Source organism: Azoarcus sp. DD4, assembly GCF_006496635.1.
Lineage (GTDB): Bacteria > Pseudomonadota > Gammaproteobacteria > Burkholderiales > Rhodocyclaceae > Azoarcus.
Genome location: NZ_CP022958.1, coordinates 2591001 through 2610781, shown reverse-complemented (window position 1 = coordinate 2610781; position 19781 = coordinate 2591001). Strand labels below are relative to the sequence as shown.

Here is a 19781-nt window from a genome sequence, read left to right as displayed (position 1 = left end):
CTCGACGGTAGCTCATCATGTTTCTCGTTTGTGGCGAAGCCCTGTTCGACGTCTTCATCGGCGACGAAAGCAACAAGGCCCTGCACCTGGACGCGCGCCCCGGCGGCTCGCCCTTCAACGTCGCCGTCGGGCTCGCCCGCCTCGGCCAGCAGGTCGCCTTCCTCAGCGGCCTGGCGCGGGACATGCTGGGCGAACGCCTGGTGCGCACGCTGTCGCAGGAGGGGGTGGAAACCGGACTGTGTCCGCTGTTCGACGCGCCCACCACGCTGGGCATGGTCGAACTCGACGCTGCCGGCGTGCCGCGCTACGCCTTCTACGGCAACGGCGCGGCCGACCGGCTGCTGAGCCGCGACCAGCTGCCCGAGCTGGACGAGGGCGTTCGCGCCATCCATCTCGGCTCCTACGCCACCGTGGTGGAACCGGTCGCCGGCGCGCTCGAAGCGCTGGTGCGGCGCGAGCACGACCGCCGCCTGATCGCCTACGACCCCAACATCCGGCTCAACGTCGAACCCTCGGTGGCGCGCTGGCGTGAAAGGGTGGACGTGCTGACCGGCCTCGCCCACCTGGTCAAGATCAGCGACGAAGACCTGCACCTGCTCTATGGCGCCACCGACGAAGCAGCGCTCGCCCGGCGCTGGCTGGCCGGCGGCTGCGGCCTGGTGGTCGTCACCCGCGGTGCGGCCGGCGCCAGCGCCTGGAACGCCCGCGGCCGGGTGGATGTGCCGGCGCCGCGCGTCGCCACGGTGGATACCGTCGGCGCCGGCGACACCTTCCAGGCGGCGATGCTGGCGCACCTCGCCGAAACCGGGCAGCTCGACCCGGCGGCGCTGGCCGAGATGGATGTCGAGGCGCTGGCCCGCCTGGTCGACTTCGCGGCGCGCGCGGCGGCCATCACCTGCTCGCGCAGGGGCGCCGACATGCCGCGACGCGCCGAACTCTAAAGCGCCTGGGCGGGCGATCAGACCAGCGGCGGGAAAAGCGGCGCCGCGAGCGCGGCAATCTCCGCCGCAGTCAGCGGCAGTTGGAGCATGCGCCCGGCGCGTGCAGCCTCCACCCCGGTCTCCAGCACCGCCATGGTGGCGACCGCCTGCGCCGGCGTCACCGGATTGGGTGCCTGCGCGACCAGCGCGTCGCGCACCGCCGCGTAGTAGATGCGATAGTCGCCCGGCGGCACCGCATGGTCTTCGATCCGCCCCTCCCCAAGATGCAGATGGCCGGGACGAGGATCGCGGCCCCAGTCGGGCGCGCCCGGCAGCAGACCGGCGCGCAGCTGGCTCTCCTGCTCGTCCAGCCCGTACTTGATCCAGCTGCCGCCGCTGCCGTGCGCGGCAAAGCGCGGCACGCCGCCTGCCACCAGCAGCGAAGCGCCGAGCACCACCTGCAGCCGGCCGTAGTCGAGCTGCATCTGGCACCAGTCGTCCGCCTCGGCACCTTCGCGCTGGCGCACGATCAGCCCGCCGACCCGCGCCGGCACGCCGAACAGCAGCAGTGCCTGATCCACCAGGTGCGGGCCTAGATCCAGCCAGACATTGCGGTCCAGCCGCCCGCCCTGGGTGCGCGGCACCGGCCGGAAGCGGTCGAAGCGGGATTCGAGATGACTCAGCGTGCCGAGCCGGCCATCGGCGAGCATCGCCTGCAGGCCGAGAAAGTCGCTGTCCCAGCGGCGGTTCTGGAACACCGACAGCAACACCCCGCGTTCGGCGGCCAGCGCCGCCAGCCGGCGGGCGTCGGCCAGGCTCAGGGTGAAGGGTTTGTCGACCACCACGTGCTTGCCGGCCAGCAAGGCCGCCTCGGCCAGCGCGGCATGGGTGTGGTCCGGGGTGGCGATCACCACCAGCGCGATCGCGGGATCGGCAAAGGCATCGGCCGGGTGCGGCACGGCCTTCACCGCCGGCACGCTGTCGCGCACCTCTTCCGGCCGGCTGGTCACCACGGTGTGCAGCGCCAGGCCGGGTGTGGCCTGGATCAGGGGCAGGTGCAGCGTGCGGCCGGCATAGCCGTAGCCGACGAGCGCGACCTGCAGCGGAGCGGTAGGCTTGGTCATGCGCGATTCCTCCGTAAACGACAACGGCCGGGCACGACGCCCGGCCGCGACTGCATGTGAGTTCAGGCCAACGCGTCGCGCGCCATTTCGATCAGACCGCGCGACGACGCATCGTGGGCACCGAGCGGCTCGCCGGCCAGTTCCGCGCCGATGCGGCTGGCGATCTGCTTGCCCAGTTCAACGCCCCATTGGTCGAAGGCGTTGATGCCCCAGATCACGCTCTGTACGAACACCTTGTGTTCGTAGAGCGCGATCAGCGCACCCAGCGCCGCCGGCGACAGGTCCGGCAGCAACAGCGTGTTGCTCGGCCGGTTGCCAGGGAAGACGCGGTGCGGCACCAGCGCTTCGAGCGCCTCGCCCGCCATGCCGGCAGCGCCGAGTTCGGCGCGCACCTCGTCGGCGCTCTTGCCCACCATCAGCGCCTTGCTCTGGGCGATGCAGTTGGCCAGCAGCAGGCGGTGGTGGTCGGGCAGGCCGTGGCCGGCGGCGAGCGGCGCGATGAAGTCGACCGGGATCAGGTCGGTGCCCTGGTGCAGCAGCTGGAAGAAGGCGTGCTGGCCGTTGGTGCCGGGCTCGCCCCAGATCACCGGGCAGGTGGCGGCGTCGACCGGCTGGCCGTCGCGCGTCACCGACTTGCCGTTGCTTTCCATCTCGAGCTGCTGCAGATAGGCCGGCAGCCGCGCCAGCGCCTGCGCATAGGGCGCCACGCACAGGCTGCCGGCGCCGAAGAAGCCGCGGTACCAGACGCCCAGCAGGCCGAGGATGACCGGCATGTTGGCCTCCAGCGGCGCCTCGACGAAGTGGCGGTCCATCGCATGCGCGCCGTCCAGCAGTTCCTCGAAGCGCGCCCGCCCGACCTGCAGCGCGATCGGCAGGCCGACCGCCGACCATAGCGAATAGCGGCCGCCCACCCAGTCCCAGAAGCCGAACATGTTGGCGAGATCGATGCCGAAGGCGGCGACGCGCTCGGCATTGGTCGACACCGCGACGAAATGGCGGGCGATGTCCGCCTCGCTGCCGCCGCCGGCGAGGAACCATTTGCGCGCGCTGGCGGCGTTGGTCATCGTCTCGATGGTGGTGAAGGTCTTGGAGGCGATCACGAACAGGGTGCGCGCCGGGTTGAGCCCGGCCAGCACGCCCGCCAGATGGTCGCCGTCGATGTTGGAAACGAAATGCATCCTCAGGCGCGGATGGCCGTGGGTGGCGAGCGCCTGGCAGACCATCGCCGGGCCGAGGTCGGAGCCGCCGATGCCGATGTTCACCACGTCGGTGATCGCCTCGCGGGTGTATCCGCGCCACAGGCCTTCGCGCACCGCCTCGGCGAATTCGCCCATGCGCGCCAGCACCTCGCGCACCGCCGGCATCACGTCCTTGCCGTCGACTTCGATGGGCGTATCGGACCGGTTGCGTAGCGCCACGTGCAGCACCGCGCGGTCTTCGGTGTTGTTGATGCGGCGGCCGGCGAACATCGCCGCGCGCGCGCCGTCCAGCCCGCGCTCGCGCGCCAGCGCCAGCAGCAGCGGCAGCGTACGGTCGTCGATGCGGTTCTTGGAGTAGTCGAGAAAGAGGCCGGCGGCGCGCAGCGTATGGCGCTCGAAACGGCCGGGGTCAGCCTCGAACTGTGCGCGCATCCGCACATCGCCGAGTTCGGCACGATGGGCGGCCAGCGCCCGCCAGGCGGGGGTATTCGTCAGTTGGTCCATGTCAGTATTTGCCGAGCAGTCTCAAGCGTGGAGTCGTTTCGTTTCAGTTCAGGCTTCGTAACCGCGGATGCGCTTGTCGCGCAAAGTCTGCTTGGTGCGTTCCAGACGCTTGATCAGTTCGGGACCGCTTGCCAGCGCCACGCTCACCGACAGCACGTCGATGATGGCGAGGTGGGCGATGCGGGAAGTCATCGGCGCATAGACATCCGGGTCTTCCGGCACGTCGGCCGCCAGCGTGAGGCTCGCCGCGCGCGCCAGCGGCGAGCCGCTGGCGGTGATCGCGATCACCTCCGCGCCGGCCTCGCGCGCCAGTTCGCAGGCACGGATCAGCTCCGGCGTGCGGCCGCTGGCGGAGATCGCCACCACCACGTCGCCCTCTTCGAGCAGCGTCGCGGCCATGCCCTGAGTGTGCGGATCGCTGTAGGCGACCGAGGGAATGCCGAAGCGGAAGAACTTGTGCTGGGCGTCGGTGGCGACGATGCCGGAGTTGCCGATGCCGTAGAACTCCATGCGCCCCGCACGGGTGATCAGTTCCACCGCGCGGCCTAGGCGCGCCGCGTCGAGCTGGTTGCGCACGCTCATCAGCGCGCCGATGGTGCGGTTGAATACCTTGGGCGCCACTTCGTCGAGCGAGTCGTCGGGGCCGACATCGCGGTGCACATAGGGCACTCCGGTGGCCAGGCTCTGCGCCAGCCGCAGCTTGAAATCCTTGAAGCCGGAAAAGCCGAGCGCATTGACGAAGCGGGCCACCGTCGGCTGGCTGACGCCGACGCGGTAGGCCAGCTCGGCAATCGAGATGCTCAACACCTCGTTGGGATGGCCGAGCACGAAATCGGCGACGGCGCGTTCGGACTTGCGCAGATCGGGGATGCTTGCTTCGATGCGGGCCAGCAGGGTGCTGACCTGACGGCCGTCGGCCTCGCCCGTCGCCGACGGGCTGATGATGGGTTGGTCGTCCATTCCTTAACCTTTTTCTGATGCCCTCGCGCCTCCCGATGCCGGCCGGCTGCGACGGCTCCGCGCCGAATTCTATTCGGACGGGCTGAAGAATACCTGCAATGGTGCCGAGGTTTGGCGCAACAAGGCCGCCACCGGTTGCAACAAAGCGTCTCCCCGCGCCGCAGCCTGCTCGATGACGGCGAGCTTGCGCGCGCCGGCGATCTGCAGGAACACGTTGCGCGAGCGCTGCAGCGCAGCAAGACTGAAGCTGATGCGCGGATGGGCTGCCGCCGGCGGATCGATCGCCGCCAGCTGCGGCGCATCTGGCCCGAGCAGCGTGGCCAGCCCCGGCACGCCCGGGAAGAGCGAGGCGAAATGGCCGTCCTCGCCCATGCCGAGCACCACCACGTCGAAGGGCTGCGGCACCGCCTTCATGCGTTCGGCGCAGGCCGCCAGCCCCGCCACCGGATCCGCCTCGCCGCCGTACAGCGGCACCAGGCGGGCCGCGGCGGCAGGCCCCTGCAGCAGGTTGGCCTGCACCAGCCCTGCGTTGCTGTCGGGATGCTCCGCCGGTAACCAGCGCTCGTCGGCCAGCGTCACCCGCACGCGCTCCCAGGGCAGCTTGCGCTGCGACAGCGCGCGCAGGAAAGGCACCGGGCTGCGGCCGCCGGCCACCACCAGGCTGGCCTCGCCGCGCAGGCCCAGGTTGTGCCGCAGCATGGCGGCAACGCGGTCGGCCAGGGCTTCGGCCATCGCCCTGCCGTCGTCGAAGCGCTGCTGGCGCACATGGGCGGGTAGCGCAAGCATGTCTGTCGTCATCATGATCAGGAATCCTGCAGCCAGGCCAGGCCGTCGCGGCCGACCAGCGCACTGGAGGCGGCCGGCCCCCAGGTGCCCGCGGTGTAAGGCCGCGGCGGCGTCGGATCCTGCTCCCAGCCGTCGAGGATGGGTTCGATCCAGCGCCAGGCGGCGTCGAGTTCGTCGCGCCGCATGAACAGCGTCAGCTTGCCGCGGATGACATCCATCAGCAGGCGCTCGTAGGCATCCCACTGGCGGGTATCGTAGGTTTCGGCGAAGTCGAGGTTGAGCGCCACCGGCCGCACCCGCATCTCGTCGCCCGGCACCTTGGCCATCAGATGCAGTTCCAGTCCTTCGTCCGGCTGCAGCCGGATCACCAGCCGGTTGGGCGCACGCTCGCCGCTCACCGACGGGAACAGCGCATGCGGCACGTCGCGGAAGTTCACCACGATCTCGGCCAGCCGCTCCTGCATGCGCTTGCCGGTGCGCAGGTAGAAGGGCACGCCGGCCCAGCGCCAGTTGTCGAGTTCGGCCTTGAGCGCGACGAAGGTTTCGCTGCGGCTGCCGGCCGGGATGCCGGCTTCTTCCAGGTAGGCGGGCACCGGCCGGCCGTCGATGGCGCCGGCGCGGTACTGGCCGCGCACGGTGCGCGTCGCCACCTCCTCGGCGCTCATCGGCCGCAGCGCACGCAGCACCTTCAGCTTCTCGTCGCGCATCGCATCCGGGTCGATGCTGGACGGCGGCTCCATCGCCACAATGCACAGCAACTGCAGCAGATGGTTCTGCACCATGTCGCGCAGTGCGCCGGTGTTGTCGTAGAACTCGCCGCGCCCTTCCACGCCCACCGTTTCGGCCAGCGTGATCTGCACGTCGCGCACGCAGGCGCGGCTCCACAGGGGTTCGAACAGAGTGTTGCCGAAGCGCAGCGCGATCAGGTTCTGCACCGTTTCCTTACCGAGGTAGTGGTCGATCCGGTAGATCTGCTCCTCGCGGAAGATGGCGCCGACCTGCTCGTTGATGCGGCGCGCCGAGGCGAGGTCGCGGCCGAGCGGCTTTTCCAGCACCACCCGGCTGTCTGGTGTCACCAGCCCGGCGGCACCGAGGTTCTCGCAGATCGAGGCGAACAGGCTGGGCGCGGTCGCCAGGTAGAACACCCGCACCCGTGCGGGATCGTCGGCCAGCAGCGCGGCCAGGCCAGCGTAGTCGGCGGCGGCGCGGGCGTCGAGCGCCACATAGTCCAGGCAGCTGACGAAAGCGGCCCAGGCCGTGTCGTCGAAGTCGCGCGGGGCAATGAACTTGCGGGCGTGTGCCTCGACGGTGGCGAGGTAGGCCTCGCGCGTCTGCGCTTCGCGGCCGACGCCGACGATACGCCAGCGGGCGCGCCCGGTATCGGCTGCGCTGTCGCGATGGCGGAAGTAGAGCGCCGGCAGCAGCTTGCGCATGGCGAGATCGCCGCTGCCGCCGAACAGGATCAGGTCGAATGCATCCAGTGGAATCACTTGCAGGCCTCTTTCTCTATTGGAGAGGAACCGACTCGCAGCGTGCGATTGCGAGAAGGTAGTAAATCTACAACCTATTAAAGACGCCAATATGTAGAAAGTCAACAAAACTTTCCTGATCCAATCGAAAGCGCGATATCCACAAAAAATCTTTCAAGTCTTTGTTTAATTTGCAAAGAATTACCAAAGCCAGTGCACTTCCCGCATGTAGCCTGGCGCAGGGGAAGCGTCAAAAGGGGAATTTCCACCAAAATTGGCTTGCAATTCCACATGTAGTAAACCTACACTTGTTCACAAGCAAGCCAGCCGACCCAGCTCATCACTACACGAGAACAGGGTCGGACCACACAAGGAGGCAGCATGTCCCTCAACCCCGTCCTCGCCCGCATCACCGACCGCATCCGCGCCCGCAGTGCGGCATCCCGCGCTACCTACATGGCGCGAGTGGAAGCCGCCGCGCAGGCTGCCGGCGCCGCGCGCAAGCACGTATCCTGCGCCAACCAGGCCCACGCCTACGCGGCCTTCGCCCCCAACGAGAAGCTGGTGCTGCGCGAAGCGCGCCTGCCCAACCTGGCCATCGTCTCGGCCTACAACGACATGCTGTCGGCCCACCAGCCCTTCGAACGCATGCCGGCACTGATCAAGGAAGCAGCGCGCGGCGCCGGCGCGGTGGCGCAGTTTGCCGGCGGCGTACCGGCCATGTGCGACGGCGTCACCCAGGGCGAGGCCGGCATGGAGCTGTCGCTGTTCTCGCGCGACGTGATCGCGATGTCCACCGCGGTGGCGCTGTCGCACAACGTCTTCGACGGCGCGCTGTGCATGGGCGTGTGCGACAAGATCGTGCCGGGCCTGCTGATCGGCGCACTGCAGTTCGGCCATCTCCCGACCATCTTCGTGCCTGCCGGCCCGATGACCAGCGGCCTCGCCAACGACGACAAGGCCAAGGTGCGCCAGCGCTTCGCCCAGGGCCTGGCGACCCGCGAGGAACTGCTGGAATCGGAAATGGCCGCCTACCACGGCCCCGGCACCTGCACCTTCTACGGCACCGCCAACAGCAACCAGATGCTGATGGAAGTGATGGGCTTGCACCTGCCGGGCGCGGCCTTCGTCAATCCGGGCACGCCGCTGCGCGACGGGCTGACCCGCGCTGCCGCGCAGCGTCTGGCGCGGATCACCCGGCTCGGCGAGGAGTACATCCCGATCGCCCGGGTGGTGGACGAGCGCACCATCGCCAACGCCATCGTCGGTCTGCTCGCCACCGGCGGTTCCACCAACCACACCATCCACCTGGTCGCCATCGCCGCTGCCGCCGGCATCCACATCGACTGGAACGACTTCGACGAGCTGTCCGCCGTGGTGCCGCTGCTGACCCGCATCTACCCCAACGGCAGCGCCGATGTGAACCACTTCCACGCCGCCGGCGGCATGGCCTTCCTGATCCGCGAACTGCTGGCCGCCGGCCTGCTGCACGGCGACGTCACCACGGTGATGGGCGAAGGCCTCGCCCGCTACGCCGAGGAGCCCTGGCTGGACGGCGAACGCGTCGCCTGGCGGCCGGCGGTGGCCGAGAGCATCGCCCCGGCGGTACTGCGCCCGGCGGCCGACCCGTTCAGCGCCGACGGCGGGCTCAAGCTGATGCAGGGCAAGCTCGGCCGCGCGGTGATCAAGGTGTCGGCGGTCAAGCCGGAACACCGCGTGGTGGAAGCGCCGGCCATCGTGTTCGACGACCAGGACGATCTCCTCGCCGCCTTCAACCGCGGCGAGCTCAAGCGCGATTTCGTCGCCGTCGTCCGCTTCCAGGGACCCCGCGCCAACGGCATGCCGGAGCTGCACAAGCTCACGCCTCCGCTGGCGGTGCTGCAGGACCAGGGCTTCCACGTCGCGCTCGTCACCGACGGCCGCATGTCGGGCGCGTCGGGCAAGGTGCCGGCGGCCATCCATGTGACGCCGGAATGTCTGGCCGGCGGCCCGCTCGCCAAGGTGCGCGACGGCGACCTCATCCGGCTCGACGCCGAAGCCGGGGTGCTCGACGTGCTGGTGGACGAAACCGAATGGGCGGCGCGGCCGACGGCCACCGCCGACCTCGACCGCAAGCAGCACGGTGTCGGCCGCGAACTCTTCTTCAACGCCCGCGCCAACGCCGCCGGCGCCGAACAAGGTGCGGCCACCTTCGGCACCACCCTGCCCGGCCCCCTGCCGACCGCCTGACCCCATACAAGACACGGAGACACCCATGGACATTTCCGCCCTGCTCGCCACCAGCCCGGTGATGCCGGTGATCGTGCTGGACAAGGTCGCCGATGCGGTGCCGCTGGCGCGCGCGCTGGTCGCCGGCGGCATCCGCGTGCTGGAAGTCACCCTGCGCACCGCAGCTGCGCTCGACAGCATCCGCGCGATCCGTGCCGAAGTGCCGGACGCCATCGTCGGTGCCGGCACCGTGGTCACGCCGGCCGACCTGGACGCCGCAGCGCAGGCCGGCGCCACCTTCGCGGTGAGCCCCGGCGCCTCGGCCGAGCTGCTGCGCGCCGGCCGCGAATCCGCCATTCCGCTGCTGCCGGGCGTGATGACGCCGTCCGACGTGATCAACGCGCTGGCCGCCGGCTATACCGCGATGAAGCTTTTCCCCGCCGCGCAGGCGGGCGGCATCGGCATGCTGAAGGCACTCGCCGGCCCCTTCCCGCAGGCGCGCTTCTGCCCCACCGGCGGCATCGATGCCGCCAGCGCGCCCAGCTTCCTGGCGCTGCCTAACGTCGCCTGCGTCGGCGGCTCCTGGCTCACGCCGGCCGAGCGCGTGCGCGCCGGCGACTGGGCCGCGATCACCGGGCTCGCCCGCACCGCTGCGGCGCTGCGCCCGGCCGGGAAGGCGTGATGACCGCCCTCCACGCCCCTGCCGCGCCGCCGGTGTCGACACCGTTCCGGGTACGGACGGTGGACCACGGCGGCATCGCCGCGGTCGAACTGCGAGACGACGCCGGCGGCGCGCGGGCGGTCTTCGCCCTGCGCGGCGCCACCCTGCTCGACTGGCAGGTCGAGGACGGCGGCGAAGGGCTGGCGCTCACCGACGGCTATCGCTCGGCAGCGGAGCTCGCCGACCAGAACGGCGTGCGCAACGGCATCCTCGCCCCCTTCCCCAACCGTATCGCCGAGGGCCGCTACCGCTTCGACGGCGTGACTCACGACCTGCTCCCGGGCGTGACCGGCGAGCGCCTGATCTACCACGGTTTCCTGCGCGAGCTGGATCTCGCCGTGGTCGAAACGCAGGCGAGCGACACCGGCGCCAGCGTGCTGTTCGCCGGCGAAATCCGCGCCGATGCCCGGCCCGGCTACCCCTACGCGCTGGCCTTCGAAGTCCGGGCCAGCCTGGGCGCGCGCAGCATCGGCCTGACGATCACCGCCACCAATGTCGGTGACCGCGCCGCGCCCTACGCCGCCGGCTGGCACCCCTACTTCCGGCTCGGCGACGCCCCGCTGGACGCACTGGAACTGACGGTGCCGGCGACGCACAGCGTCGTCACCGACCGCAAGCTGCTGCCGCTGGCAGGCGAAGCGGCCTTCCTGCCGGTGGCGCACAGCCCGCTGACCGACTTCCGCACCCCTCGCCGGCTCGGCGCACTGGTGCTGGACGGCTGCTACGCCGGCGCCACGGCCGACGAGGACGGGCTGATCCGCAGCACCCTGCGCGATCCGGCCAGCGGCCGCCAGCTCACCGTCTGGCAGCGGAGCGGCCTGGTGCACCTTTTCACCGGCGACACCCTGGCGCGCGACCCGCGCCGGGCGCTCGCCATCGAGCCGGTGGAAGCGATGACCGACGCCTTCAACCGCCCCGACTGCGCCGACCGCATCCGCCTCGAACCCGGCGCCAGCCGCAGTTTTGCCTGCGGCGCCGAATTCAGCGCGGCCGGCGAATCCGCCACGCCTTGCTCCACCCCCTTTGCGACCGTGTGAGACCCCAGATGCCAGGCAAGAACACCAAGATCATCGCGACCGTCGGCCCCGCCAGTGCCGACCCCGACACCCTGCGTGCGCTCGCCGAAGCCGGCGCCGACGTCTTCCGGCTGAACTTCAGCCACGGCAGCCACGACGACCACCGCAAGGTCTACGAGCGCATCCGCGCACTGGAAGCCTCGCTCGGCCGCCCCATCGGCGTGCTGATCGACCTGCAGGGCCCCAAGCTGCGGCTGGGCACCTTCGCCGAGGGCGGGGTGACGCTTGCCCGCGGCGACCGCATCCGCTTCGACCTCGACCCCACGCCGGGCGACGCCCGCCGGGTGTCCATCCCGCACCCGGAGATCGTCGCCGCGGTCGGCCCCGGCCACGTGCTGCTGGTGGACGACGGCAAGATGCGGCTGCAGGTCGTAGCCAAGGACGGCAGCGTGCTGGAGATGGAAGCGCTGACCGACGGCCGGCTGTCCGACCGCAAGGGCGTGAATGTGCCTGACGTGGCGCTGCCGCTGTCGGCGCTCACCGCCAAGGACCGCCGCGACCTCGATTTCGGCCTGTCGCTCGGCATCGACTGGGTGGCGCTGTCCTTCGTGCAGCGGCCGGAAGACCTGGCCGAGGCGCGTGCGCTGATCGGCGAGCGCGCCCTGTTGATGGCCAAGATCGAGAAGCCGGCCGCGCTCGACAGCCTGGAAGCCATCATCGACCTGGCCGACGGCATCATGGTGGCGCGCGGCGACCTCGGCGTCGAACTGCCGCCGGAAGACGTGCCCGGCCTGCAGAAACGCATCGTCCGGCTGTGCCGCCGCGTCGGCAAGCCGGTGGTGGTCGCCACCCAGATGCTGGAGTCGATGATCTCGGCCCCGGCGCCCACCCGCGCCGAAGCCTCGGACGTGGCCACCGCGGTGTTCGACGGCGCCGACGCGGTGATGCTGTCGGCCGAGACCGCGTCCGGCCGCTACCCCGCCGACGCGCTGGCGATGATGAGCCGCATCATCGCGCGGACCGAGGCCGATCCGCTGCAGCGCCAGCTGATGGAAGCGGTCGCCGCCGATGCCAATGGCACCTGTACCGATGCCATCGGCACCGCGATCCGCGCGGTCGCCGCCACCCTGCCCTTGTCGGCCACGGTGGCCTTCACTGCGTCCGGCTCGACCGCGCTGCGCATCGCCCACCAGCGCCCGCGCACGCCGATTCTCGGCCTCACGCCCTCGCAGTCGGTCGCGCGCCGCCTGTGCGTGGTGTGGGGCGTGCGCTCGCGCCGCTCGGTGGAAGCCGGCGCGGTCGAGGAGATCGTGACCGTCGCCCTCGACCACTGCCGCGCCGAAGGCCTCACCGCACCCGGCCAGGCGGTGGTCGTCACCGCCGGCGTGCCCTTCGGCACCCCGGGCAGCACCAACCTGTTGCGACTGGCCTGGCCGGCCGGCGAAGTCGCCGCCGCCTGAACCGCGCACTACAACGAAAGCGAAAGCAAAGCAGAGAAAGAGGAAGAGACATGAACGCCAACGCCATCCACGCCCACCTGCAGGCCCTGTTCCCCACCGAAGCCGACATCCCCGCCGAATGCCGGGTGCTGGCGCCGCTGCACCAGCGCGCCATCCTGTTGAACGGCGAGATGCAGATCTGGAAGGGCGAGACGCGGCCGGTGTACTCGCCGGTGTCGGTGCGTGCCGCCGACGGCAGCCTGACGCCGGTGGAACTGGGCAGCTTTCCGGTGACCGGCACCGACGAGGCCGACGCCGCCATCGCCGCCGCCGTGGCCGCCTACGACAACGGCCGCGGCAAGTGGCCGACCATGTCGGTGGCCGACCGCATCGCCTGCGTCGAGAACTTCACCAACCAGCTGGTGGCCCGCCGCCGCGAGATCGTGAACCTGATCATGTGGGAGATCGGCAAGAGCCTGGTCGATTCCGAGAAGGAGTTCGACCGCACCATCGACTACATCAAGGCCACCATCGCCGAACTCAAGCGCCTGGACAACGACAACTCCCGCTTCCAGATCGTGGACGGCACCATCGCCCAGATCCGCCGCTCGCCGCTGGGCATCGTGCTGTGCATGGGCCCGTACAACTACCCGATGAACGAGACCTTCTGCACCCTGATCCCGGCGCTGATCATGGGCAACGTGGTGCTGTTCAAGCCGCCGCGTTTTGGCGTGCTGCTCTACTACCCGATGCTGGAGGCCTTCCGCAGCGCTTTCCCGGCGGGCGCGATCAACATCGTCTATGGCCAGGGCGGCGTCGTGGTGCCGCACATCATGCGTTCGGGCAAGGTCAATGTGCTGGCGCTGATCGGCACCAGCAAGGTCGCCGACCAGCTGAAGAAGGCCCACCCCAAGACCAACCGCCTGCGCGCGGTGCTGGGGCTGGAGGCCAAGAACGCCGCCATCATCCTGCCGGACGCCGACATCGAGCTGACGGTCAAGGAGTGCATCGCCGGCACGCTGTCCTTCAACGGCCAGCGCTGCACCGCGCTCAAGATGCTGCTGGTGCACCAGGCCATCGCCGACCAGTTCCTGCGCCGCTTCTGCGAGGAAGTCGCCAAGCTCAAGATCGGCATGCCGTGGGAAAAGGGCGTGACGGTGACGCCGCTACCGGAAATGTCCAAGGTCGCCTACATGGACGAATGCATCGAGGATGCCGTCGCCAAGGGCGCCAAGGTGCTCAACGAAGACGGCGGCGCCTCGGTCGGCACGCTGTTCTACCCGGCGGTGGTGTTCCCGGTCAAAGAGGGCATGAAGCTCTACCGCGAGGAGCAGTTCGGCCCGGTGATCCCGGTGGCGCCCTTCGAGGACATCGAGACCGCGCTCGACTACGTCATCAGCTCCGACCACGGCCAGCAGGTGTCCATCTTCGGCACCAACCCGGACCAGATCGCCAGCCTCGTCGATCCGCTGGTGAACCAGGTCTGCCGGGTGAACCTCAACGCCCAGTGCCAGCGCAGCCCCGACGTCTTCCCCTTCGCCGGCCGCAAGGACTCTGCCGAGGGCACGCTGTCGGTGCACGACGCGCTGCGCTCGTTCTCGATCCGCACCATGGTCGCGGCCAAGCAGACCGAGGCGAGCAAGAAGCTGCTCGACAGCATCGTGCTCGGCAACAAGTCCAACTTCGTCAATACCCGCTTCATTCTCTGACGCACGGCCGGCGCCGCGACCGGCGGCGCGCGGCCTCCTCTTTCTCGGTTGGCCGGCGGCGGAGGTCACTCCTCTCTCCACCGTCGTCGGCACCTTTTTGCCTCAATTCTGCGAACGCTCGCCCCTACGCCCATGAACAAGATCGTCGGCCTCAGCGGCCTTGAAATCCTCGACTCCCGCGGCAACCCCACCCTGCAGGCCACGGTGCGCCTGGCCTCCGGCCATGTCGGCAGCGCTGCCGTGCCCTCCGGCGCTTCCACCGGCAGCCGCGAGGCGCTCGAACTGCGCGACGGCGACCCGGCGCGCTTCGGCGGAAAGGGTGTGACCCGCGCACTCGCCCACATCGAAGGGCCGATCGCCGCCGCGCTCGCCGGCCGCGACGCCGAAGACCAGGCGGCCATCGACGCCCTGTTGTGCGAACTCGACGGCACGCCGGACAAATCCCGTCTCGGCGCCAATGCGCTGCTGGCGGTATCGCTCGCCACCGCGCATGCAGCCGCCGCCGCGAACGGCATCGCGCTCTACCGCCAACTGGGTGATGCCGCGCTCGGGTACGAGCTGCCGGTGCCGCTGATGAACGTGATCAACGGCGGCGCTCACGCCAACAACAGCCTGGACATCCAGGAATGCATGATCGTGCCGCACGGCTTCGAACGCTTCAGCGACGCCCTGCGCGCCGGCGTCGCGGTGTTCCACGCCTTGCGCGGCCTGCTCGACAAGAAAGGCTTTCCCACCTCGGTGGGCGACGAAGGCGGCTTCGCGCCGAATGTCAGCGGCACCCGCGAGGCGCTGGACCTCATCCTGGAAGCCATCGAGCGTGCCGGCTACCAGCCCGGCTCGCAGATCGCGCTGGCGCTGGACTGCGCCGCCTCCGAGTTCCACCACGACGGCGAATACCGCCTTGCCGGCGAAGGCGCCACCTACAGCCGCGCCACCTTCTGCAACTACCTCGCCGAGCTGGTGGGCGACTACCCCATCGTCAGCATCGAAGACGGGATGGCCGAGGACGACTGGGCCGGCTGGGGCCAGCTCACCGACCGGCTCGGGCGGCGCGTCCAACTGGTGGGCGACGACCTCTTCGTCACCAATACCGAAATCCTCGCCGCTGGCGTCGCCAAGGGCATCGCCAACGCCATCCTGATCAAGCCCAACCAGATCGGCACGCTCAGCGAGACGCTGGCGGCGATGGCGCTTGCCCGCCGTCACGGCTACGCCGCCATCGCCTCGCACCGCTCGGGCGAGACCGGCGACACCACCATCGCCGACCTCGCCGTCGCCACCGCCTGCGGCCAGATCAAGACCGGTTCGGCCAGCCGTTCCGACCGCGTCGAAAAGTACAACCGCCTGCTCGCCATCGAACGCGAACTCGGCGCCGCCGCCCGCTACGCCGGCTCGCGCGCCTTCCGCGCGCGCTGAGGCAGGACACCGCTTGCTCTCCGGACCGGCACCGCATTCAACGCTCACTCCCTGGCGGTGGTGCCGGTCTTCTTTTTACACTCGAGGGCAGCATCGCCTGCCCACAGCAGGAGCCCAGCAGTGAACGCAGACAAGGACCAGGCCCTACGCGACGACATCCGGCTGCTCGGCCGCCTGCTCGGCGACACCGTGCGCGCCCGCGAGGGCGACGCGGTGTTCGAGCGCATCGAACGCATCCGCAAGGACTCCATCCGCTTTCGCCGCGACGACGACCTCACCGCCCGCGCCGAGCTGGAAAGCGCGCTCGACGCCCTGTCGCGCGACGACACCCTGCACGTGGTGCGGGCCTTCAGCTACTTCTCCCACCTCGCCAACCTGGCCGAGGACCAGCACCGCACCCGCCGCTCGCGCGCCCACCTGATCGCCGGCTCCGCGCCCCGCGAAGGCAGCCTGGCACACGCCATCGAATGCGCCTTCGACGCCGGGCTGGACGCCGCCACGCTGGCGGATTTCTTCGCCGGCGCGCTGGTGGCGCCGGTACTCACCGCGCACCCGACCGAAGTCCAGCGCAAGAGCATCCTCAACTGCCAGACGGCCATTGCCCGCCTGCTCGACCAGCGCGACCGCATGACGCTCACGCCCGACGAGGCGCGCGACAACGACGACGCGCTGCGCCGAGGCGTGCTCACCCTGTGGCAGACGCGCATGCTGCGCCCCGCCAAGCTCAGCGTGGTCGACGAAGTGGCCAACGGCCTCGGCTACCACGACACCACCTTCCTGCGCGAAGTGCCGCGGCTCTATGCCGCCATCGAGGACAGGCTGGCGGCGCGCGACGCAAAGCTCGCCGGGCACGAACTGCCTGCCTTCCTGCAGGTCGGCAGCTGGATAGGCGGCGACCGCGACGGCAATCCCTTCGTCACCGCCGCGATGCTGGAAGAGGCGCTGGCGATGCAGTGCGAGCGCGTGCTCGGCTTCTACCTCGACGAACTGCAGCAGCTCGGCTCGCAGCTCTCGCTCGCATCCTTGCTGGTCGGCGCCTCCGACGAGCTGATCGCGCTCGCCGAGGCTTCGCCCGACCGCTCGCCGCACCGCATGGACGAACCCTACCGGCGCGCCGTCGCCGGCATCCGCGCGCGGGTAGCCGCGACCCGCCAGCATCTGCTCGGCGGCGCCGACAGCGATGGTCCCACCCCCTACGCCGGGCCGGAGGCGCTTGCCGCCGATCTGGCCATCGTCCATCGCTCGCTGCTCGCCCACGGCTCGGGCGAACTGGCGCGCGGCCGCCTGCGCCACCTGCGGCGGGCGGTGTCGGTGTTCGGCTTTCATCTCGCCCCGCTCGACCTGCGGCAGAACGCCGAGGTGCATGAACGCGTGGTCGCCGAATTGCTGGAGGTGGCCCACCCCGGCACCGCCTACCTCGAACTGGACGAGGAGGCGCGGATTGCGCTGCTGCTGCAGGAACTTGCCACCAGCCGGCCGCTGGAATCGCCGCACTGCCGCTACGCCGACGAAACCGCGGGCGAGCTGGCGATCTTCCGCATGGCGCGCGAGGCGCACCGGCGCTACGGCACCGCGGCGGTGCCCAACTGCATCATCTCCAAGACCGAGGGCGTATCCGACCTGCTCGAAGTCGCCCTGCTGCTGAAGGAGGCCGGCCTGCTCGACCCGCGTGCCGGCACCCTGGCGGTGAACATCGTTCCGCTGTTCGAAACCATCGCCGACCTGCAAGCGAGCGGCCCGGTAATGGACCGCCTGCTCGCCCTGCCCGCCTGGCAGCGCCTGCTCGATACGCGCGGCCGCACCCAGGAGGTGATGCTCGGCTACTCGGATTCGAACAAGGACGGCGGCTTCCTCACCTCCGGCTGGGAGCTCTACAAGGCCGAGATCGCACTGGTGGAGGTCTTCGCCCGCCACCGCGTGCGCCTGCGCCTCTTCCACGGCCGCGGCGGTTCGGTCGGGCGCGGCGGCGGCCCGAGCTACCAGGCCATCCTCGCCCAGCCGGGCGGCGCGGTGCAGGGCCAGATCCGCCTCACCGAACAGGGTGAAGTCATCGGCGCCAAGTACGGCAACCCGGAAGTCGGCCGCCGCAACCTCGAAGTGCTGGTCGCCGCCACCCTGGAGGCCAGCCTGCTGGCGGACAAGGAGCCTGCGCCGCAGCCGGCCTTCCTGGCGACGATGGACGAGCTCTCCGCCGCCGCCTTCCGCGCCTACCGCGCACTGGTGTACGAGACCGAGGGCTTCGAGCGCTACTTCCGCGAATCGACCATCGTCGACGAGATTGCCCAGCTCAACATCGGCTCGCGCCCGGCTTCGCGCAAGAAGAACGCCGCGATCCAGGATCTGCGTGCGATTCCCTGGGTGTTCAGCTGGTCGCAATGCCGCCTGATGCTGCCGGGCTGGTACGGCTTTGGCAGTGCAGTCGCCGCCTATCTCGCCCGCCACGGCGAGGCCGGCCGCGCGCGCCTGCGGGCGATGCACCGCGAATGGCCCTTCTTTGCCAGCCTGATGTCGAACATGGACATGGTGCTGGCCAAGAGCGACATCGCGATCGCCAGCCGCTACGCCGGGCTGGTGCGCGACGCCGCGCTACGCGAGGCGATTTTTCCGCGCATCCGCGCCGAGCACGAAGCGACGGTGGCGGCGCTGCTCGACATCACCGGGCAGGTGGAAGTCCTCGACGCCAACCCGTTGCTGAAGCGTTCGATCCGCAACCGCTTCCCCTACCTCGATCCGCTCAACCACGTGCAGGTCGAACTGCTGCGCCGCCACCGCGAAGGCAGCGACGACGAGCGCATCCGCCGTGGCATCCACCTATCGATCAACGGCATCGCAGCCGGGCTGAGGAACAGCGGATGAGTACCGGGACAAGCAAAGTGGCACTGGATGGCCTGCACCACGTGGCCATCATCTGCGCAGACTATGCGCGCTCGAAGCGCTTCTACACCGAAGTGCTCGGCCTGCACGTCATCGCCGAGACCTGGCGGGCTGCGCGCCGGTCGTACAAGCTGGACCTCGCGCTGCCGGACGGCAGCCGTATCGAGCTGTTCTCCTTCCCCGAGCCGCCACCGCGGCCTTCCAGGCCCGAGGCGCGTGGTCTGCGCCACCTTGCCTTCGCCGTGGAAGACCTCGACGCCAGTGTGCACGCGCTGGCCGCGCACGGCGTGGTCTGCGAGCCGGTCAGGACGGACGAACTCACCGGCCAGCGCTTCACCTTCTTCGCCGACCCCGACGAGTTGCCGCTGGAACTCTATGAACAGCTGCCCGACTGAAGCGGGCCGGCAGGTTCAGCCCGACAGGGCGCGCAGGTCGGCCAGCAGCGCATCGACACTTTCCGGCCGGGTGTCCCAGCCGCACATGAAGCGGGCGCCGCCGGCACCGATGAAGGTGTAGAAACGCCAGCCGCGTTCACGCAGGCCGGACTGCACCGCTGCAGGCAGCTCGACGAAGACGCCGTTGGCCTCGACCGGGAACAGCAGCGCAGCCCCGGGCACCCCAGCCAGCCCCGCGGCCAGCCGCTGCGCCATCGCATTGGCATGGCGGGCATGACGCAGCCAGGCGCCGTCCTCCAGCACGCCCAGCCAGGGTGCCGACAGGAAGCGCATCTTGGAGGCGAGCTGACCGGCCTGCTTGCAGCGCCAGGCGAAATCCTCCGACAGGCGGCGATCGAAGAACACCACCGCCTCGCCCACCGGCAAGCCCATCTTGGTGCCGCCGAAGCAGAGCACATCGACGCCGGCACGCCAGGTGAGTTCGGCCGGCTCGACGCCCAGCGCCGCCACCGCATTGGCGAAACGGGCCCCGTCCATATGGACGCGCAGACCATGCCCGTGGGCCAGATCGGCGATGGCCGCGATCTCGGCCGGACGATAGACGGTGCCGACCTCGGTCGCCTGGGTCAGCGTCACCACCCGCGGCTTGGGGTAGTGGATGTCGCTGCGCCGCAGGACGACCTCCCGCACTGCGTCCGGCGTGAGCTTGCCGCCCTCGCCCGGCGCCGGCAGCAGCTTGGAGCCATTGGAGAAGAACTCCGGGCCGCCGCACTCGTCGGTTTCGACGTGGGCCAGCTCGTGGCAGATAACGCTGTGGTAGCTCTGGCACAGCGAGGCGAGCGCCAGCGAATTGGCCGCGGTGCCGTTGAAGACGAAGTAGACGTCGCAATCGGTGGCGAAGAGTTCGCGCAGGCGGTCGGAGACCTCGCGGGTCCATTCGTCGTCGCCATAAGCCGGCGCGTGGCCGGCGTTGGCGCCGAGGAAGGCCTGCAGGGCCTCGGGACAGATGCCCGCGTAGTTGTCGCTGGCAAAATGCTGCAT

15 protein-coding genes are annotated in these 19781 nt (G+C 69.9%); 9 read left to right on the top strand and 6 right to left on the bottom strand.

Features of this window, described 5'->3' with window-relative positions; all coding sequences use genetic code 11:
* Window positions 1-17: 17 nt before the first annotated feature.
* On the top strand, window positions 18-941 hold the full coding sequence (locus CJ010_RS12090) for a carbohydrate kinase (protein WP_141018261.1): 924 nt from the start codon (window positions 18-20) through the stop codon (window positions 939-941).
* A 17-nt stretch (window positions 942-958) separates the two neighbouring features.
* On the opposite strand, the gene CJ010_RS12085 is transcribed toward CJ010_RS12090, so the two are convergent.
* From CJ010_RS12085 to zwf, 5 genes are all read right to left on the bottom strand, one after another.
* Window positions 959-2044, bottom strand: coding sequence for an oxidoreductase (locus CJ010_RS12085; RefSeq protein ID WP_141018260.1), 1086 nt, complete (start codon window positions 2042-2044; stop codon window positions 959-961).
* A 62-nt stretch (window positions 2045-2106) separates the two neighbouring features.
* The gene (pgi, locus tag CJ010_RS12080) at window positions 2107-3747 is read right to left on the bottom strand and encodes a glucose-6-phosphate isomerase (RefSeq protein WP_141018259.1); all 1641 of its coding nucleotides are present in this window, start codon (window positions 3745-3747) and stop codon (window positions 2107-2109) included.
* Between the two features lie 48 nt (window positions 3748-3795).
* A complete protein-coding gene (gene hexR, locus CJ010_RS12075) occupies window positions 3796-4707 on the bottom strand; it encodes a transcriptional regulator HexR (protein WP_141018258.1) in 912 nt (303 codons plus the stop codon).
* 69 nt (window positions 4708-4776) lie between these two features.
* Window positions 4777-5508, bottom strand: a complete 732-nt coding sequence (gene pgl / locus CJ010_RS12070; protein WP_240794574.1) for a 6-phosphogluconolactonase — start codon at window positions 5506-5508, stop codon at window positions 4777-4779.
* 2 nt (window positions 5509-5510) lie between these two features.
* Window positions 5511-6983, bottom strand: coding sequence for a glucose-6-phosphate dehydrogenase (gene zwf, locus CJ010_RS12065; protein ID WP_141018257.1), 1473 nt, complete (start codon window positions 6981-6983; stop codon window positions 5511-5513).
* A 360-nt stretch (window positions 6984-7343) separates the two neighbouring features.
* On the opposite strand from zwf, the gene edd reads away from it, so the two are divergent.
* From edd to CJ010_RS12025, 8 genes are all read left to right on the top strand, one after another.
* Window positions 7344-9191, top strand: coding sequence for a phosphogluconate dehydratase (gene edd, locus CJ010_RS12060; protein ID WP_141018256.1), 1848 nt, complete (start codon window positions 7344-7346; stop codon window positions 9189-9191).
* Window positions 9192-9216: 25 nt separating this feature from the next.
* Window positions 9217-9852 carry a bifunctional 4-hydroxy-2-oxoglutarate aldolase/2-dehydro-3-deoxy-phosphogluconate aldolase gene (eda, locus tag CJ010_RS12055; protein ID WP_141018255.1) on the top strand — a complete coding sequence of 212 codons (636 nt, stop codon included), beginning with the start codon at window positions 9217-9219 and terminating at the stop codon, window positions 9850-9852.
* Window positions 9852-10928 carry an aldose 1-epimerase gene (locus CJ010_RS12050; RefSeq protein ID WP_141018254.1) on the top strand — a complete coding sequence of 359 codons (1077 nt, stop codon included), beginning with the start codon at window positions 9852-9854 and terminating at the stop codon, window positions 10926-10928. The genes eda and CJ010_RS12050 overlap by 1 nt, the downstream gene beginning before the upstream one ends.
* An 8-nt stretch (window positions 10929-10936) precedes the next feature.
* Entirely contained in the window at window positions 10937-12367 is a 1431-nt protein-coding gene (gene pyk / locus CJ010_RS12045; RefSeq protein ID WP_141018253.1) for a pyruvate kinase, read from the top strand.
* Window positions 12368-12417: 50 nt separating this feature from the next.
* Window positions 12418-14055: an NADP-dependent glyceraldehyde-3-phosphate dehydrogenase gene (locus CJ010_RS12040; RefSeq protein WP_141018252.1), complete on the top strand. Its 1638-nt coding sequence runs from the start codon at window positions 12418-12420 to the stop codon at window positions 14053-14055.
* A gap of 132 nt (window positions 14056-14187) precedes the next feature.
* Window positions 14188-15471 (top strand): phosphopyruvate hydratase, encoded by a 1284-nt coding sequence (eno, locus tag CJ010_RS12035; protein WP_141018251.1) that lies wholly within the window; start codon window positions 14188-14190, stop codon window positions 15469-15471.
* Window positions 15472-15591: 120 nt separating this feature from the next.
* Window positions 15592-18327, top strand: a complete 2736-nt coding sequence (ppc, locus tag CJ010_RS12030; protein WP_141018250.1) for a phosphoenolpyruvate carboxylase — start codon at window positions 15592-15594, stop codon at window positions 18325-18327.
* Window positions 18324-18740 carry a VOC family protein gene (locus CJ010_RS12025; RefSeq protein WP_141018249.1) on the top strand — a complete coding sequence of 139 codons (417 nt, stop codon included), beginning with the start codon at window positions 18324-18326 and terminating at the stop codon, window positions 18738-18740. Before ppc ends, CJ010_RS12025 begins: the two co-directional genes overlap by 4 nt.
* A gap of 15 nt (window positions 18741-18755) precedes the next feature.
* Here the strand turns inward: CJ010_RS12025 and CJ010_RS12020 are convergent, their stop codons facing one another.
* Window positions 18756-19781: a low specificity L-threonine aldolase gene (locus CJ010_RS12020; RefSeq protein ID WP_141018248.1), complete on the bottom strand. Its 1026-nt coding sequence runs from the start codon at window positions 19779-19781 to the stop codon at window positions 18756-18758.